Source organism: Streptomyces sp. NBC_01497, assembly GCF_036250695.1.
Taxonomy (GTDB): domain Bacteria; phylum Actinomycetota; class Actinomycetes; order Streptomycetales; family Streptomycetaceae; genus Streptomyces.
Genome location: NZ_CP109427.1, coordinates 205,544 through 222,220, shown reverse-complemented (window position 1 = coordinate 222,220; position 16,677 = coordinate 205,544). Strand labels below are relative to the sequence as shown.

12 protein-coding genes and 2 pseudogenes are annotated in these 16,677 nt (G+C 68.4%); 5 read left to right on the top strand and 9 right to left on the bottom strand.

The genetic code is table 11. The features are described 5' to 3' along the window. Window positions 1–262 precede the first annotated feature (262 nt). The gene (locus tag OG310_RS01055) at window positions 263–409 is read right to left on the bottom strand and encodes a hypothetical protein (RefSeq protein WP_329453957.1); all 147 of its coding nucleotides are present in this window, start codon (window positions 407–409) and stop codon (window positions 263–265) included. Between the two features lie 373 nt (window positions 410–782). After that, window positions 783–2,189 (bottom strand): amidase, encoded by a 1,407-nt coding sequence (locus OG310_RS01050; protein WP_329453956.1) that lies wholly within the window; start codon window positions 2,187–2,189, stop codon window positions 783–785. A gap of 621 nt (window positions 2,190–2,810) precedes the next feature. On the opposite strand from OG310_RS01050, the gene OG310_RS01045 reads away from it, so the two are divergent. From OG310_RS01045 to OG310_RS01035, 3 genes are all read left to right on the top strand, one after another. Beyond that, the gene (locus tag OG310_RS01045; protein ID WP_329453955.1) at window positions 2,811–3,125 is read left to right on the top strand and encodes a hypothetical protein; all 315 of its coding nucleotides are present in this window, start codon (window positions 2,811–2,813) and stop codon (window positions 3,123–3,125) included. Further along, window positions 3,044–3,451 (top strand): HAD family hydrolase, encoded by a 408-nt coding sequence (locus OG310_RS01040; protein ID WP_329459980.1) that lies wholly within the window; start codon window positions 3,044–3,046, stop codon window positions 3,449–3,451. Before OG310_RS01045 ends, OG310_RS01040 begins: the two co-directional genes overlap by 82 nt. Window positions 3,452–4,157: 706 nt before the next feature. After that, window positions 4,158–8,660, top strand: coding sequence for an RHS repeat-associated core domain-containing protein (locus tag OG310_RS01035; protein WP_329453954.1), 4,503 nt, complete (start codon window positions 4,158–4,160; stop codon window positions 8,658–8,660). A 176-nt stretch (window positions 8,661–8,836) separates the two neighbouring features. On the opposite strand, the pseudogene OG310_RS01030 reads toward OG310_RS01035, so the two are convergent. Continuing rightward, window positions 8,837–8,992 (bottom strand): annotated as a pseudogene (locus OG310_RS01030) (IS5/IS1182 family transposase); the annotation flags it as partial. A gap of 82 nt (window positions 8,993–9,074) precedes the next feature. Here OG310_RS01030 and OG310_RS01025 point away from each other — a divergent pair. Beyond that, window positions 9,075–9,815: a class I SAM-dependent methyltransferase gene (locus OG310_RS01025; protein ID WP_329453953.1), complete on the top strand. Its 741-nt coding sequence runs from the start codon at window positions 9,075–9,077 to the stop codon at window positions 9,813–9,815. A gap of 369 nt (window positions 9,816–10,184) precedes the next feature. On the opposite strand, the gene OG310_RS01020 is transcribed toward OG310_RS01025, so the two are convergent. The 6 genes and pseudogenes from OG310_RS01020 to OG310_RS00995 form a co-directional block, all read right to left on the bottom strand. Further along, on the bottom strand, window positions 10,185–10,499 hold the full coding sequence (locus OG310_RS01020; RefSeq protein ID WP_329459979.1) for a DUF6207 family protein: 315 nt from the start codon (window positions 10,497–10,499) through the stop codon (window positions 10,185–10,187). Window positions 10,500–10,513: 14 nt separating this feature from the next. Further along, window positions 10,514–11,410, bottom strand: coding sequence for a GH25 family lysozyme (locus OG310_RS01015; RefSeq protein ID WP_329453952.1), 897 nt, complete (start codon window positions 11,408–11,410; stop codon window positions 10,514–10,516). Window positions 11,411–11,497: 87 nt separating this feature from the next. Beyond that, on the bottom strand, window positions 11,498–11,632 hold the full coding sequence (locus OG310_RS01010; RefSeq protein ID WP_329453951.1) for a hypothetical protein: 135 nt from the start codon (window positions 11,630–11,632) through the stop codon (window positions 11,498–11,500). 111 nt (window positions 11,633–11,743) lie between these two features. Then, on the bottom strand, window positions 11,744–12,304 hold the full coding sequence (locus OG310_RS01005) for a hypothetical protein (protein WP_329453950.1): 561 nt from the start codon (window positions 12,302–12,304) through the stop codon (window positions 11,744–11,746). A 174-nt stretch (window positions 12,305–12,478) separates the two neighbouring features. Next, a pseudogene (locus tag OG310_RS01000) lies at window positions 12,479–12,709 on the bottom strand (YnfA family protein); the annotation flags it as partial. A 101-nt stretch (window positions 12,710–12,810) separates the two neighbouring features. Beyond that, entirely contained in the window at window positions 12,811–14,364 is a 1,554-nt protein-coding gene (locus tag OG310_RS00995) for an alpha/beta hydrolase (protein ID WP_443078516.1), read from the bottom strand. Window positions 14,365–14,978: 614 nt separating this feature from the next. On the opposite strand from OG310_RS00995, the gene OG310_RS00990 reads away from it, so the two are divergent. Further along, complete coding sequence (locus tag OG310_RS00990; RefSeq protein WP_329453948.1) at window positions 14,979–16,565, top strand: gamma-glutamyltransferase family protein; 1,587 nt, start codon at window positions 14,979–14,981, stop codon at window positions 16,563–16,565. Window positions 16,566–16,677: the final 112 nt, after the last annotated feature.

Genomic DNA, 16,677 nt, shown 5'->3' with positions numbered 1-16,677 from the left:
ATCGCAGGAAACAGGCACGAAGGGACCCGCCGACGGAGCCTTTGCCGCGCGGCCGCAGCCGTCACACCCGACGGCCCGAGGCGACCATACGGGGGCGAGTGCGACCCTCACCGTTGCCGCTCCGTTCTGTGCCCCGGGTGGCCTCATTCGCCCCCGTATACAGGCAGGGGCCGGAGCCGCTGCCGATGGCTCCGGCCCCTGCCCCCTGGTTCGTGCGTGCGTGGTACCCCGATCCCCGCCAACTGCTGCGCGCGGTCCCCGCTCAGCGCTGCACGGCGGTCCGCTGGTCGCTCAGCCACGCACCAAGCCGCATCGCGTGCTCCCGGCCGTCGTCTTCGCTCTCGATCTCTACGACACCCCGCTCGACCGTCAGGTCCCCCTTCCGCGCCAGGTAGCCCCGAGGCTTCACCGAGGATCCGGCGGGCCCGATCGGCGTCGCGCACGAGCGCGGGCACGGGCTCTCCTGCGGCAAGAAGCTCCGCAGTCATGAGTCGGCCGACTCGTCCGGTGGCTCCGACGACGCCGGTCATGAGTAGTTCCTGCTCAGCAGCGAGTTCGGCAATGCTCACGACGGTCACCGAGGAACCGGGACATCACGGGTGTGACGGCGGACAACGGAGACCCTGGGGCAGGCACCTTGGTCAGGGCGCCCGCCCCGGTCGTGCCTGCGGTCTCCGTCGGGCAGCGTCCGCTCGGCGGCTTCGTCACCGCGGATCGGAGAATTCCACGGGCCGCACAGAGACACCGGCGTCGAGAACCGCAGAGCCAAGGCTTTTTGGCTGTCAGAGGGCGGGGTGCTGGTCGCGCACGGGGCTGAGTGTTTCCAGCAGTGCGGCGGTGTGGAGGATCGTCGACTCCGCGTGCAGGTTGGCTGCCAGCTGGACAGCGATCGGCATGCCGTCGCTGCTCGTGCCGAACCGCATCGACAGGGCTGGATGTCCCGTCAGGTTGAAGGGGACGGTCGTCGAGCTCACGTGGAAGGGGCCCATCGTCCGGCCGTCCACGGTGAAGTCTCCGAGCTGGTGCTTGTGGGCCGGGGTCGTGGTCACCGGGAGGAGCAGGATGTCGTACTGGTGGAAGTGCTCCGCCGTGCCGTCCCGGAGCCGTTCGACGGCCTGCTCGGCCAGGATGAAGTCCTCCATCGACGTGTCGGGCAGGCCGGCGAGGAACTTGGAGTACCTGAACATCTGGTCCTCGTGACCGGCGGTGACCTGATGGAAGGCCGGCTTCACCTCCATGGTGCTCAGCTTGGTCCAGAGTTCGAGGGGGTTGTCCCGCTCGAAGGCCGGAATGCCTACGGCGTCGACCTGGGCCCCCGCTGTCTGCAGGGCTTCGGCGGCTGCCTGGACGGTTGCTGCGACCTCCGGGTCGGTGGGACCGAGTCCGGAGTCGACCAGCCAGCCCACGCGCAAGGCCCGGTTCGGTGCGGTGCCCAGGCCGGTGTCGAACTCGGGCGGCGCGGTGGAGAAGCCGTCGGCGCCGTCGGGGCCGGCCAGGAGTGTGTATGCGAGTGCGATGTCGCGGACGCTGCGGGCCATGGGTCCGACGTGCCAGTTACGGCGCGGCTCCCGCGGCCAGATCCCGGTCATCGGGATGCGGCCGTGTGTCGGCTTGAAGGACACGACACCGGTGTCGGCGGCCGGCCCGCGCACCGAGATGGACAGGTCGCTCGCGAGGCCGAGCGGAGACATCCCGGCCGCGATCGCCGCTGACTCCCCGCCGCTCGAACCGCCGGGCGAGCGGTTGAGGTCCCAGGGGTTGTTCGTCCGGCCCGTCAGGAGGTTGTCGGTCTCGATCCAGTACGAGAACTCCGGGAGGTTGGTCTTCGCGATGAGGATCGCGCCGGCCCGCTTGATGCGCGCCACGGCCGTGGCATCCGCGTCCGGGATACGGCCTGCGAAGATCGGCGAACCGCGCTGGGTGAGCACCCCGGCGGTGTCGAACGAGTCCTTGACCGTGATGGGCACGCCGTGCAGCGGCCCCACCTCCGCGCCCGCGGCGAGCTTGTCGTCCGCCGCCTTCGCGGCCTCCAGCGCACCGTCTGCGAGAGTGACGATCGCATTGAGCCGCGGATTGACGGCCTCGATGCGGTCGAGGTGTGCCTGCACCACCTCGACGGAGGAAACCTTCCCGGTACGAATCAGCTCCGCGAGTCTGTTCGCGTCAGTGTAAATGAGTTCGTCAGCCATGATGAGATCCCTCTCTGAGACCGGTCTACTCCATATCTTTTAGACCATTTCCCTAACATCTGAGCTGGTTTGGTGTGCCGTAGGTTCCGGGATGTCCCGGCGCGTTTCGTCCCTCTGGCTCTCCGGCCTCATGTGTTTCGTGTGTCTCAAGGCCTCGACGCGGACCGCGCCCGCCCCGCGGTGAGCGGGGCGCGAGCGGGGCGTGCAAGGGGCGGGCTCCGGACGGGCGGGGCGCGAGCGGCGGCCACCGCGGACGGAACCTCCCGGGTGCAACTGCTACGCACCGTGCGCGGCACACGCTCTCCAGACGCAGTCGGTCCTTGGTGCCGGACCCGGCGATTCGCGGCTGCTGGGTGTGTCCAGCGGACGCGGCGACGGCGTGGGCAATGGCCCGCGGGCCGGGGACAAGACCCTCAGCTGTGCGGAACTGCTTCCGGTGCTGCCTGCTTGTCTGCTGGCCGGCACGCATACGGTTCCACCAGGCCAGTGGTCGGATGAGCGGCGTGGAGTGATCATCCCACCGACAACGCGAGCATCAAGGACCTGTTTACCTGTGGGTGACGATACGATCCGCGGCGGCGTGCCTGGCAGCTGCTGCGGCCGCCGGAAAGGATCGAGGTCGTGAAGAAATACATACTCTTCGATCATGATGGCGTCCTGGTCGACACCGAGTTCTGGTATTTCAGATCCGCCGAACGCGCCCTGGCCGACGCCGGTTTCACGCTGGACAAGGATCAATACCTCCGAGACATGGTCCGGGGATCGGGCTCCTGGGCCCAAGCCAGGGCGGCCGGCGTCGACGATCGGACCCTCGGCCGGTTCGCGAGGCCCGCAACGGCTACTACCAGGAGTACCTGCGGACCGAGGCCATCGAGATCGATGGCGTCGTCGATGCTCTCGTCGAGCTGTCGAAGCACGTCCGCATGGCCATCGTGACGACGGCGAAACGGGCCGACTTCGACATCATTCATGAACAGCGCCAGATCAGGCAGTTCATGGATTTCGTCATTGTCCGCGAGGACTACGAACGCGCCAAGCCGCACCCGGAACCATACCTGGCCGGGCTGAAACGCTTCGGCGCCACCGGGGAAGAGACCCTGGTCGTGGAGGATTCGGCAAGAGGACTGACCTCGGCCGTGGCGGCCGGTATCGACTGCGCTGTCGTCCATAACGATTTCACGAAAGCAAACGACTTTTCCCAGGCGAGCTATCGAATCAACAGCCTGAGCGAACTGAAGGACATTCTGCTCGAAGCAGGCTGAGGCGCCTTGGCCCTTCAACCGCCGCAGGATGCGCAGGCAAGTTGCCCTTGCGAGGAGGCCGGCCCGGACGGGTTCCTGGCGCTGACGGTCGTGCGAGACGACCGGGTGTTCCTTCAGCCGTGCAGGGGCGTGGATCTGACGCCCGCACGTTCCGAGGTCGCCGCCGCAGGCGATCAGTTGGCGAGGTGGCCGTGCTCCTGGACGGCGAGCTTGACGTCGGGTCCGGAGGGCCGTGCGGCTCGCCGGTGGCGATGCCCGAGTCCACGGACGCCCTGCTGTGTCACCCGGGCAGGGCCAGGAAAAGAACGCCGGGCGACCGGCAGCCAGTGCGGCAGAACCGGCGCCTGCGGTCTCACCGCAGCGGCTTGAGGCAAGGCTTGCAGGGCGCACGCGCGGTGTCTGCGGAGGAGAACACGTCACGATCAAGTGACGAAGAGATGGAGGTCTCGTTCGGCGCCGCATCGTCCTGCCCATGACCTGCGTGTCCGGGAATTGTGTGACGGGACGTCAACTAGAGCCGTGTGCCCGTGATGTGTGGACCCATCCGTGTCTCTCTTCTCACGTGCATCACTCCTTCAAATCTTCATATCTCCTGCCACTGTTGCGAGGCTCCTGCACGCAGAGGTGCAAGGGCAACACTTTCAGTGAGGGGATCTTGGTGTCGGACAACAGGGGTGGGCCGAGACGCAGATGTCGTCTCGGGTTGTTGGCGCAGACCGCTGCGGTCACATCGATTGTGGTGCTGGGGGCGCTGGTTCCGTCGGGAGCGGCGTCGGCGGCGACGGTGGCACGGGCGGGGAAGCCGTCGGCTCCGGTGGTGCCCGCAGGAGTGACGAGGGCCGCGGCGTCGCAGGTGGCGGGGTCGGATGCCGTACGGGCGGCGGCGCAGGCGCGGACGTCGGGTAAGGCGGTGGCAGTCGCGTCGCAGACGACAGCGACCTCCACCACAACCGCGGAGCCTGACGGTACGTTCACGGACACGGTCTCGCCGTTGCCGGTGCGGGTCGGGCAGGCGGACGGCTCGTGGGCGGACGTGGACGCGACGCTGGCGAAGGCCGCCGACGGGTCGTACGTGCCGAAGGTGACGCCGTCGAAGCTGGCCTTGTCGAGCGGGGGTTCGGGACCACTGGCGGTGCTGGACGAGGGCGGCCGCACGGTGTCCGTGTCATGGCCGGCGAGCCTTCCTGCGCCGTCCGTTTCGGGTGCGACGGCGACGTATGCGGATGTGCTGCCGGGCGTGGACCTGGTCGTGACCGCGAACGCGCAGGGCGGGTTCTCCGAGGTCCTGGTCATCAAGTCGGCCCAGGCCGCGTCGAATCCGGCGCTGACCACGCTGCGACTGGCGACGAAGACCTCCGGCGTCTCACTGACCGCGGACGCGGCGGGCAACCTGTCGGCGACCGACACCGCCGGGAACGTGGTCTTCCACGCCCCGGCCCCGGTCATGTGGGACACACCGGCCGCCGCGACGCAGGGCAGTAAGCCGGCCGCCGCGGGGACGACAGCATCGACGGCCGGGCAGGCCGCGGACGGTCTGGAGCCGGCGTCGGGCGCGACGACAGTGCCGGTCAAAACGGCACTCAGCGACGACGGTTCGCTCCGGCTGACGCCCGACGCCGGCATGCTGGCCTCCTCCGCCACACACTTCCCGGTCTACGTGGACCCGTCGTGGCAGCCGGTGACAGAGTCGAGCCCGTCGTTCACCTATGTGCAGCAGGCGTATCCCAACACGTCGCACTGGAACGAGTCCGGTGCACAGTTGGGTGTGGGCTTCCAGGGCTGGTCGTCGCCGACGGGGATCGAGCGGGCGTTCTACCAGTTCGACATCAAGAATGTCCTGCACACGGACATCCACTCGGCGACACTCAACGCGGTCGAGGTCTACTCCTCGAACAACGCGTGCACGAAGTACCAGGTCGATGTCCAGAACGCGGACCACATCAGCTCGGCCACGACGTGGAGCAAGCAGCCCGCACTGTTCAGCCAGACGGCCTCGGCGCAGGTCGGCGGGGCGAACGGGACGGGCTGCGACGGGGCGGTGAAGTTCACCACCGACGAGACCCCGGCGGTCGCCACGGACGGCGACGGCACTCTGACCCTGCGCGTGGCCGGGCACAGCGAAACGGACAAGCTCCAGTTCAAGCGTATGTCGACCAACCCGACCCTGACGGTCAACTACGCGCCCACGCCGCACGATCAGGGCAACATTCCCTGGCAGCAGTACGGTTCCGTCCGTCTGAACGACTCGCTGGTCGCCTCGCCGAACCTGTCCACCGGCGACCTGGTCCTGAACGCCACCGACCTCGACCTCTCGGCGGTGGGGCAGTCGCTGCAGCTGACACGGTCGGCGTCCTCGTTCCCGATGCCGGCCGGTTCGCTGGGCTCGCAGTGGTTCGCCGACTACGACCGCACCCTGGATGCGGCGGCCTCCGGCAAGGTCACGGCGTACGGGCCGGGCGGTGAGGCCCTGGTCTTCAGCCAGAACAGCGACGGCACGTACAAGAACGCCACTGGCTACCACACCTCGCTGACCAAGAACAGCGACGGTACCTACACGCTGACCCACACGCAGTCCGGGTCGAAGGACACCTACAACGCGTCCGGGAACCTGACCGCGGTCACCGACCGCAACAGCGACAAGATCACCGTCGCCCAGACCCTGACCTCGGGCGCGGTGACCGGCTTCAAGGCCACCGACACCCGGTCGGGACGCTGGCTGTCCCTTACCCGCGGCGCCGATGCACAGCACTACACGGCCACCGACAATTCCGGCCGCACGGTCACGTACGCGACCTCGGGTACCGCGGCCTCCGGTACGGCGAAAGTGACCGTCACGGACGTCACCGGCGGCACGACCGCCTACGCGTACGACACCTCGGGCCGCATCAGCCAGGTCACCACCCCGGAAGGCCGGGTGACGAAGTTCGGCTACGACTCCCAGTCCCGCATCACCTCGATGCAACGTGTGGCGCCGACCGGAACCGACACGTGGACCTACTCCTACTCGGCGACCACCCGTGCCACGGCCGGAACGACGACCGTGACGGACCCTAACGCACACAAGACCGTTTACACGGCGGACGGTACCGGCCAGGTCACGAAGGTCGTCGACGCGCTCAGCCACACGCGCAGCTCCGGGTACGACGCTAACCACAACCAGCTGACCGCGGTCAACGCCCTGGGCACCGGCTCGCAGAACACCACGACCTTCGGCTGGGACTCCAGTGACAACCTGACCTCGGCGAAGCTGCCGACCGGCGCCACCACCGCGCTCGGCGCCTACAGCACCCACTCCGGGGCGAACCTGCCCTCCAGCCTCACCACCCCGTCAGGCAAGAAGACGTCCTACAGCTACGACACCTCCGGCAACCTGATGTCCTCGCAGGACACCACCAGCGGCGTCTCCGACGGGGCGAAACTCACCTACACCTACGAGGGTGACGACGGCGTCGCAGACTGCGGCGGCTTCGACGGCCAGCGCTGCACCTCCACCGACGCGGGCGGCAACAAAACGTCGTACTCCTACGACGGTCAGGGCAACTTGACCAAGAGCACGCCCCCGTCGCCCCTGGGCGCGACGTCCTACACGTACGACAACCTGGGCCGGCCCGCCACCGTCACCGACGGCCGAGGCGTGACAACCACCTACACCTACGACACGCACGACCGTGTCACGAAGGTCGCCACGTCGGGCGGCAGCGGGAACCTCACCGTCGGCTATACCTACGACCACGACGGCAACCTGCTCACCCAGACCGACGCCTCCGGCACCCTCATCCACACCTACGACGCGCTCGGCCGGGAAGCCACCCGCACTCTCGCCGACGCTGTCGTCTACACGCAGGGTTACGACCCGGCCGGCAACCTGAAGACGCTGACCGACCGCAACGGCACCACGACCTACGGCTACGACGCGGCCAACGAACTCACCTCGCTGAAGGACCCGGCCGGTGCGAGCACGACCTTCACCTACGACAACGACGGCAACCGCACCGCCACCAAGCTCCCCGGCGGTACCACGCAGACCGCCACCTGGGACGCCTCCAACCGCCCCACCCAGGTGAAGGCCACCAACTCGACGGCCACGCTGGTCACCTACAACTACGCCTACAAACTCGCCGACGGCACGGACACCGACCAGATCCAGACCCGCACCGACCCCGGCGCGAACAAGACGATCTCCTACACCTACGACAGTCAGTCCCGCCTCAGCTACGCCCAGGAGAACACCGGCAGCACGCGGGACGCCTCCTGGCTGTACTGCTACGACAAGGCCGGCAACGTCACCGCCACCTCCGGCAGCGCCTCGTCCTGCTCGGCGAGCAGCGGTCTGACGACGTACACCTACAACGCGGCCAACGAGACCACCGGCATGAACGGCGACACCACGGGATGGTCGTACGACAAGAACGGCAACGAACTCTCCGCCGCAGGCCAACTTCCGCGCACCGGCGAGACGTACAACGACTTCAACCAGCTCACCGCCCTCACGGCGAACAACACCACCAGTCACTACACCTACGCCGGCACCGACAGCTCCAACCGCCTCACCGCCGACTCGACCCGCATCGACCAGGGCCCGGTGGGCATTTCCAGCACGACAACCGACGGGCAGAGCACAGGAATCGTCCGCGATCCCGCGGGAACCCTCATCGGCATGACAAACGGCGGGAACCCGTACTACTACGTCACCGACAACCAGGGCGCCCCGTCCGTCCTCGTCGACAACACCGGGACCCTGCAGGACCGCTGGGACTACGGACCCACCGGCAGCGCCCGCCCCGAGACCACCACCCCGATCGACCAGCCCTTCGGTTACGCCGGCGCCTACCTCGACACCACCGGCCTCTACCAGATGGGTGCCCGCTACTACGACCAGACCACGGGCCGCTTCACCCAACCCGACCCCTCAGGCAAGGAAACCAACCCCTACCTCTACGCCACCGGCGACCCCATCAACCACATCGACCCCGCGGGGCTGTTCAGCTGGAGCAAGTTCAGCATTTCCAGCGCGATAGGTGGCATCGCCGGAGCTGTTACCGGTTGTATCGGCGGAGCAATCACGGCCGGACTGGTAGGCACTGCCGCAGGCCCCGGAGGCACCGCAGTCGGGGCCGTAGGAGGCTGCGCCATGGGTGCGATCGGCGCCGGCTACAGCGGTCTTGTCGGCGGTGCACTGACCTACACTCTCAACGACGCGCTGCTTTAGGAGAAACTGGTGAGTACCGTCACCATCATCGTGGTGTGTGCGATCGTGGGCGCAGTTGTCGGCCCACTGACCGTGCTGCTCGTGGCGCGGTCACGACGCAGAAACTGACCTCCGGTCCTCAGGGCTTGCAGGGAAACAACACCTTGATTCCCTGCAAGCCCTTGGACCGTCTCCTGCGTGGTGAGGCGGACGAGTCGTTTGTAGCAGCGGAGGGCGGCGGCGAGGCCGAGAAAGGCCGGGTAGTTGCTGGGTTGGCGTTCGTGGCGGTGGTTGACACGGTGGTAGCCGGTCAGCCGTGACATGGTCCGCCCGATGACCCACCGCCGACGTCCTCATCGTTCGCCGGACCCGATTCCTTCCGGTCGCACCACCATCGTGTTGACCGCCCCCGGCAGGCAGTGCTTGGCTCGGCGCGTGGACGGAATTACTGCCAACCGGCGGTTCTGGAATCAGATCAGCAGCGCGTACCAGCACGAACATGACCCGCAGATCGGCGCAACGCCCCGGCTGTGGGGCACGTACGCGATCCCGGACGCGCACCTGCACGCCCTGGGCGACGTCACCGGCAAGCGCGTCCTCGAACTCGGCTGCGGCGCCGGCCAGTGGTCCAGGGCGCTCGCCGCTGAGGGCGCCACCGTGGTCGGGCTCGACCTGTCCGAAGCCCAGCTCGCCGCGGCAGCTCACGCGAGGGGAGCGGCCCGCTACTCGCTGGTGCAAGGCGCCGCAGAACACCTCCCGTTCGCCGCCGACAGCTTCGACCTGGTGTTCTGCGACTACGGCGGGCTCAGCTGGGCGCCCCCGCACCTGGCTGTCCCGCAGGCCGCACGCATCCTGCGCCCCGGTGGGCGCCTGGTGTTCAACGTCGCCAGCCCATGGTTCGAAGCCTGCTACGACGAAGCCGCCAGCCGCGTCACCACGACGCTGCACCAGGACTACTTCGGGCTGGACACCATCGCCGAAGGCCAGGGCGCGGTCAGCTATCAGCTCACCTACGGCGACTGGATCAAGGTCCTGCGCGGCGCAGGTCTCGTCATCGACGACCTCATCGAACCGCGGCCCGAACCCGGAGCAGCCAACGGCTACAACCGAACCGACCCGCCTGACTGGGCATACCGCTGGCCGGCAGAAATGCTCTGGGTGACCCACAAACCGTGAGTACCGCCATACCGAGACGCGAAAGTGGCAGCATGATCCGCCGCTACATCGTCCGGCGGAACAAGCACCCCACGGACAAGCGTCTCACCGCCCTCGGGAGCAGGGCGAGCGCCGCCCGAGTCGCACCCGCGGCTGGTCACCACAGGCGCAGGAAGCTCCGGGCGTCGTCATAGCCGTCGAGAGCCCGACCGTCCACGTCCGAGGGATGATCGGCCTCGGCGCGCGCCGCCAACGACTCGGCCAGTGCGAGAGCCTCATCGCCGAGACGCCCGAAGCGTCGAGCGGTATGTCCAAGACACACACGCCGGCACGCAAAAATGGCCCCTCGCCTCCGTGTGGAGGCGAGGGGCTGTTGCCTGCAGGACGGATCTACCGGGGGAGCGGATCGGCGCAGATGCGGGCAGTGACGCCGGGCTGTCCGGGCACGTGTCGTACGGGCACGATCCCGGAGGTGCGCCGCGATTGCTCGAATTGCCGCACCGTGACACGCGCGGGGTCCTCATCGCCAGGGGCGATGTCCAGGACGATCAGGCCCGGTTTCGCGATGTGCGCGGTGTGCACTGTCGTGTCGTCGGCTGTCCGGGCCGCCGAGACGTGTGGGCAGCCCCGCAGGTTCGCGCTCGCGCGGAAAGCCACCCGTGCGAGTGAGGCGCGCCAACGGTGCGGGCTGAGTGGGGCCTTCATCACGGGGCGGGCGCTCACGCGGTCTCGGTGAAGGTTCCGGCCTCGGTCGCCAGGGCCTTGAGCGAGGTGGCGCCGGGGATGCCGTTGACGTCGTCGCCCGTCCAGCCGAGGCCGTGGGCTTTCGAGTAGGCCTTCTGGAAGGCGCTGTATGCGGCGATCGTGAGGCTGCCGAAAGATCCGTCCTTGGCGTACGAGGCGTCCAGATACCCGAGCTTCTGGAGGGCCGCCTCCACCGGCTTCACGTCGGCCGGGTGGCTGGCGTGCCCCTGGGCCGCCTTGGGGTCCGACTTCGCGGCGGCCACCAGGTTCTTCAGGGAGACCTTGGTCTTGCTCACCGTGATCGACGATGTGGACGCCCCGGCCCAGGCGGCGAGCGCGGCACGGTTCGCGAAGTGTCCGACGTTCGTGTCCAGGGGAGTGTCCGTGTACTGGTGGAAGGTCCACTTGGCCGTGATCTTCGGGTGACCTGCCGCCACGCCGTACTCGGCGATCCACAGGAAGTCCCCGAAGTAGCTGGTCCTGTCGACGTTCAGCCAGGTGCTGCTGTTCGTGTACAGCCCGACCTTGTGGTCCGGGCGCAGGGCCTTGATCGCCTTGATCAGGGCGTCCTTGTCGGCGTTGCTCGCCATCGTGCCGCTGCCGGTCCGCTCCCAGTCGACTGCCATCATGTCGCCCTCGACGGTCACCGACTTCTCGGCGAACCAGGACGCCTGGGCCTGAATGTCGCCGGGCCACATGAAGTGGTACTGGCCGAAGACGAGCCCCGCGCCCCTGGCCCGAGCAGCGTGCGCGGCCTGGGACGAGTCGACGACGGTGTGCCCCTCCGTGGCCTTGGCGAAGACGAACGACAAGCCCGAAGTCGACCAGGTGGGCGCCTGGTAGCTGCTGACATCGATGCCTTTGATGGTCATGAATGCTCCTTGCTGGCAGGACAGGTGGGGTCTGTGGGGGGAGAACGGGCTTGTGGCGCTCTGACATGAAGACCGCGAGCAGGAGGCTCAACCAGGCATCCACAAGCACCGGGCGATGATGGAGAGGAAGGCGTCCGCCAGGCCGTCGTACGGCTGGGGTCCGCTTCGGAGGATGGGCAGCAACAGTGGCCGGCCCAGGGCGATCAGCAGTACGACGCCCATGCCGGAGACGACGAGCGAACCTGGGCCGGCGCCACTGCTCCGGCCGGTGCGGGGCCAGGAAGGTCACGGACAGCGTGTGTCCGGTGAGCACCAGGGCGAAGATCGAGACGGTCACGTCGCTCCGCCCCTTTGCCGGACCAGGGAGATGATGAAGTCGTCGGAGCAATCTGCGTTGTTGTGGGCTTGGAGCCGGGCCTTCACCTGACAGGCTCTCCCTGAACCAGACCTCGGCCTCCTTGGCATGGGACTTCGCCGCACGGAGGCACTTCTCGGCAGCCCTCTTCGCAGTTTCCGTCTCGGGAGACACCTTCGTGCATCGGGTGAAGAGCCCCATGACCAGTTGCTCCTGAGGGGATCGGGCCGGTGCCCGAGTTCTTCGAGCAGTCTGATCAGCTTCTTGGCCTGCTTGTTGGCGATGTCCGCGCGCTCCTCGGCTTTCGCGAGCGACTCCCGGGTTATTACCCCGTGGGCATCCCGCTCGACCTCGAAGGCATCCCGCCATGTGTCCCAGTCCGCTGTTGGGTCACTGAGGACGTACTGGGGAACCACGATGCCGGGGATCATCAGAACTACGACTACCCCGACAGAGCCGTCGTGCACGAAGCCGCTGAGCAGGTCGCTGAGCTCCAGGCCGTCATCGGCGGCCGAGAAGCGGAGCAGGACTGGTGCCACCGGATAACTCTCGTGGGATGGGCGCAGGGAGATCCGGCGCAGAGGCGGACATACGAAAGCCCCGGTGGATGCCCAGCGGGGCAGTTCCTACGGGACGAGGGAGAGATCGTCGTGGGTGTCTCTGCTGGTAAGTCCGGCTGTCAGAACCTGCGGCATGGGCTGCGGTTGAGGTCGTCAGTCACCACGCGGGGCGTACATGATCACGGCCATTCCCGCGTGGCGGACGAGGGCTCCGATGACGTCGAAGCGGTCGGGGCGGTATCCGTCGGCGATCACGCTCCGGGTGATCGGCCCGGCGACAGAAATTCCGCCGTACACAGCCAGAACGCGCCCGAAGTTGTCATCGTTCCGGAAGGTCGCGACGACGCCGTGGAGGCCGAGAGCGATCACTCCGGCGCCGGTCCGGATCCCTCCATTGTGTGGACCGGGCGGTCTGCTGCTGCGGGCCCGGGGCCCCTGCGAGCGAACCGGTGTGCTGACAGCCGCCCGCCGGATCCGTACGGGCCTCAGGACATGCTGCCCCGGCACACCGTCCCCGGGGCCGGTGTGCGGCCCGTGCGGAGGTACTGGTCGACCGTCTCCGTGACGCAGCGGTTCTGGGGGTATGTGCCGTGGCCCTCCTCCTCGGCCGTCAGGAGCACGCCGACACCGTCGCCCAGGGCGCGGGCCATGTGGCGGGCACCGGGGTACGGGGTAGTCGGGTCACCGGTGCCGCCGACCACCAGGACGGGGGCCGCGTCGTCGGCGTTCACCTGGGGTGTGGCACGCTCGCCGTCGAACGGCCAGTCGTAACAGAGATAGACGCCGGTGGACCAGGCCGCGCCGAAGACGGGTGAGGCGGCTTTGACGCGGGCCCCGTCCCTGTCGAGGTGTTCGAAGCCGGGTCGCAGGCTGGAGTCCGCGCAGGTGATCGCGGTCCGGGCGGCGCGGCTGCTGTCGCGCGGGGTCGCAGCGCGGTCGGCGGAGCCGATGTCGTCCGCGCCCTTGCTCAGCGGACGGCCGTCGTTGTGGTCGATCAGCGCGGTGAGGGCCTTGGCGAGCGGCGACCAGCCGTCCGTGCCGAGGTCGAGGTAGTCACTGACCGCGTACGCGAGGGCACGGGCGTCGAGGCTCCCCCCGCCGCCGGCCGGGGCGGGCTTCTTCTCCAGGCGGTCGGCCAGGCGCGCCATGCGTCGCGCGGCCTCCTCGGGCCCGTCGCCGGTCGGGCAGTGGCGGATACGGGCCGCGCAGTGCGCAGCGAACCGGTCAAACGCCGCCTGGACCGCCTTGACCTGTGACACCTGCTCCTCGTCGAGATTCTCGGTCGGATCGACGGACGCTTCGAGGACGAGTCGTCCGACGTGCGACGGGTACAGGTGGGCGTAAACCGCGCCGAGTTCCGTTCCGTACGAGACGCCGAAGTAGTACAGCCGCTCGTCGCCGAGGAGGTAGCGCATCAGGTCGAGGTCGCGCGCGGTGTGCGAGGTGCCGATGTACGGGAGGAGCGCCCCGGAGTGCTCGGCGCAGGCGTCGGCCCCGTCGTAGCCCGTGTCGTCCGCGGTCTTCCCGCAGCGCACGGGGATGGTCGCGCCAACGCCGCGCGGGTCGAAGGAGACCAGGTCGTAGCGATCGAGGAGCGGCTTGTACTGGTTGAGGAGTTCGGGCAGTCCGATCACGCCGGACACGCCGGGGCCGCCGAAGTTGAGGACGAGCGAGCCGATACGCCGGGCGTTCGGGCCGGTGGCCTTGCGGCGGATCAGAGCGACGTCGATCGTTTTGCCGTCTGGTTTCTGGTAGTCGAGGGGGGGCTTCATGGTGGCGCAGTCGTAGCCCGTGCCCGCGGTGGGCGGCGAGGTGCAGCGGGACCAGTGCAGGTGCTGGCCGGTGGTGAGCGCGGTGGGCAGATCGGCGGGCGGGTTGTTCGCGGTGAACTCCCTCCGTGGCTCCGTACTCCGGCCGGGAGCGTCGTGCTGGAGATGGCCACCGATGGCCCCGATCGCGGTGAGGACGACCCCGGCGATGATGAGCGCACCGACCAAGAGACCCGGTCTGCGGCTTCGTATCGGATGTGCGTCATTCATGGAAATCCCCGTGCTCCCGCCCCTGGACACCCGCCCCGTGCCCGCGTGTCCGTACCCGTGATCGTCCGATCGTCGAATGAGTGCAGGGTACAAGCCGCCTCCGACAGCTCGGCTCACGAGAGTGCCCAGAAATGTGGACCGCCCCGTCCTCACGCGGGGTGTGTTCGGTGGCATCTGACGGTTCGCGGCCGTCCCCACCACTGATCGAGGAAGAAGAACCCCTTCAACTCGGGCCTCGTCGGCTCCTCGGCGGGCTTCGGATGCACCTCAGTCTGCTCTTCGGTCGGAGGTCCACCGGCATGTGACGGATCGTGGCCGCCCCCACCACTGATCGAGGATTTCCGCCGGACCCCTCGCCCCGCGCCGACCACCCGTGCTGGAAGCCCGAGATCACGTGCTTGGCGCTACTGGCTGTTCTGTTGGTTCCCGAGCCCGGCCACTGTCAGCGGCGCGTTGATAAGATAGCCTGTAACCTATAAGGAAGCCGGGTCGATCGGAGTGGGCACGCCCGGTCCGGTACGACTCCCGTCCGCGAGATCGCTGGCCGGTGATCGGTGCTGCCCCGGCGGTCGGTGTTCGCCGGCTCGCCTCCACTACGAAGGACAGGTGCCTCCTTGGCCGAGAGCATGGGCGCGATCGCCTCCCCGCATCACCTGGCGACGGAAGCCGGCGAGGCCGCGTATCGGGCGGGTGGCAACGCGATCGACGCCGCGCTGGCTGCGGCGACCGCGCTCACCGTCGTGTACCCGCACAACACCGCTGTGGGCGGCGATCTCGTGGCGCTCGTGCGCAGCCCCGAAGGTTCCCTTGCCTGCGTCAACGCCACAGGAACCGCTCCTGCCGCCCGGAACCCGGACGCGCTGCGCGAGCGCCACGGTGACCGGCTGCCGGAGAGGGGCCCCAGCACGATCACCGTGCCCGGCGCTGTACGTGGCTGGGAGGAGATCCGGCGTCACGGCGCCGCGCTGGACTGGGCGGACCAGTTCCGTGCCGCCATCGACTACGCGAGAGCAGGCGTTCCCGTGGCGCGTTCGCTGCGCGCGGCGCTCGTCCAGGACCGCGACTGCCTCGCCGAGGATCCCGGTGCCATGGAGGTGTTCGCACCCGGCGGCGAACTCCTGCCGGAGGGTGCCCTCCTCACCCAGAAGCGGCTCGCGGGGTCCCTTGAGAAGATCGCGGCGAACGGCCCCGACGAGCTGTACGGCGGTTCGGTGGGTGCCGCCCTGGCCGCCGGTCTTCAGGCCCGTGGTTGCCCGCTGACAACGGTGGACCTCAAGCGGTACGCGGCCGGGGTCACTCCGGCGATCTCCGCGCCGCTCGGAGACTTCGACATCCACACGAGCCCGCCGAACACGCAGGGATTCGCGCTGTTGCGAACGGTGCGGGCCCTCACCGAGCTGGGCCTGGACTCCCTCCCGCCGGATGTTCCGGCCGAGGTCCTCGGCCGTCTGTTCCTCGACGGAACCCACGTGCGCGACACCCTCCTGGCCGACCCGTTGTTCGCCCAAGTGGACGTCGAGAACGACGGTTTCGCTGAGATCGTCGCGCAGCTCCGGGCACGGAGCGGCCGTGCCCCTGGCACGGTCGGCAGGCCGTCCGTACCGCGCGGCGACACCGTCGGTATCGCCGCCGTGGATTCGAGTGGCTACGCGATCTCGATCATCCAGAGTGTGTTCGACAGTTTCGGGGCGGCGATCCTCGAACCGGAGACGGGCATCCTTCTGCAGAACCGCGGCACGAGCTTCTCCCTGGACGCGCTGTCGCCCAACGTGATCCGGCCGGGCAAGCGCCCCAAGCACACGCTGATGCCCGTCATGGTCACCCGTGGCCGGCGGGTCCGGTGGGTCAGCTCCACCATGGGGGGTCACGGTCAGCCGCAGATCCACGCCCAGGTGCTCATCCGACTGCTCGAAGGCAAGTCACCGCAGGACGCGGTGAGCGCGCCGCGATGGGTGGTCGGGCCGCGGAGCCCCGGCGAGAGGTCCGACACGGTCCACTACGAGGCGGACCTTGCGGAGACCACCGTCGCTCACCTGGCCGCGGACGGCTTCCCGTTGTGTGAGGTGCCGCCCCGTACCGAATTCCTCGGTCATACGAACGTCGTCTCGGTCGAATCCGACGGCACTCTCACGGCGGGAAGCGATCCCCGGTCCGACGGCTCGGCCACCGTGCTGGCGATCCCTGCGCGCGGGACGGAATGAGGCAGCCGCACCGGGGTGGCCGTCCGGCCCCGCTCCGCAGGTCCGTGCCCTTTCGGGTCGGGCGGCCTTCGGTAGGTGTTCGGGCCGGGTTTGTGAGGAGCTCCGGCGCGGG

Bases quoted from the DNA above. Each gene is read 5' to 3' on its own strand.
- OG310_RS01050 (WP_329453956.1), bottom strand. From the start codon at position 2,189: ATGGCTGACGAACTCATTTACACTGACGCGAACAGACTCGCGGAGCTG.
- OG310_RS00995 (WP_443078516.1), bottom strand. From the start codon at position 14,364: ATGAATGACGCACATCCGATACGAAGCCGCAGACCGGGTCTCTTGGTC.
- OG310_RS01020 (WP_329459979.1), bottom strand. From the start codon at position 10,499: ATGAAGGCCCCACTCAGCCCGCACCGTTGGCGCGCCTCACTCGCACGG.
- OG310_RS01015 (WP_329453952.1), bottom strand. From the start codon at position 11,410: ATGACCATCAAAGGCATCGATGTCAGCAGCTACCAGGCGCCCACCTGG.
- OG310_RS01010 (WP_329453951.1), bottom strand. From the start codon at position 11,632: ATGGGCGTCGTACTGCTGATCGCCCTGGGCCGGCCACTGTTGCTGCCC.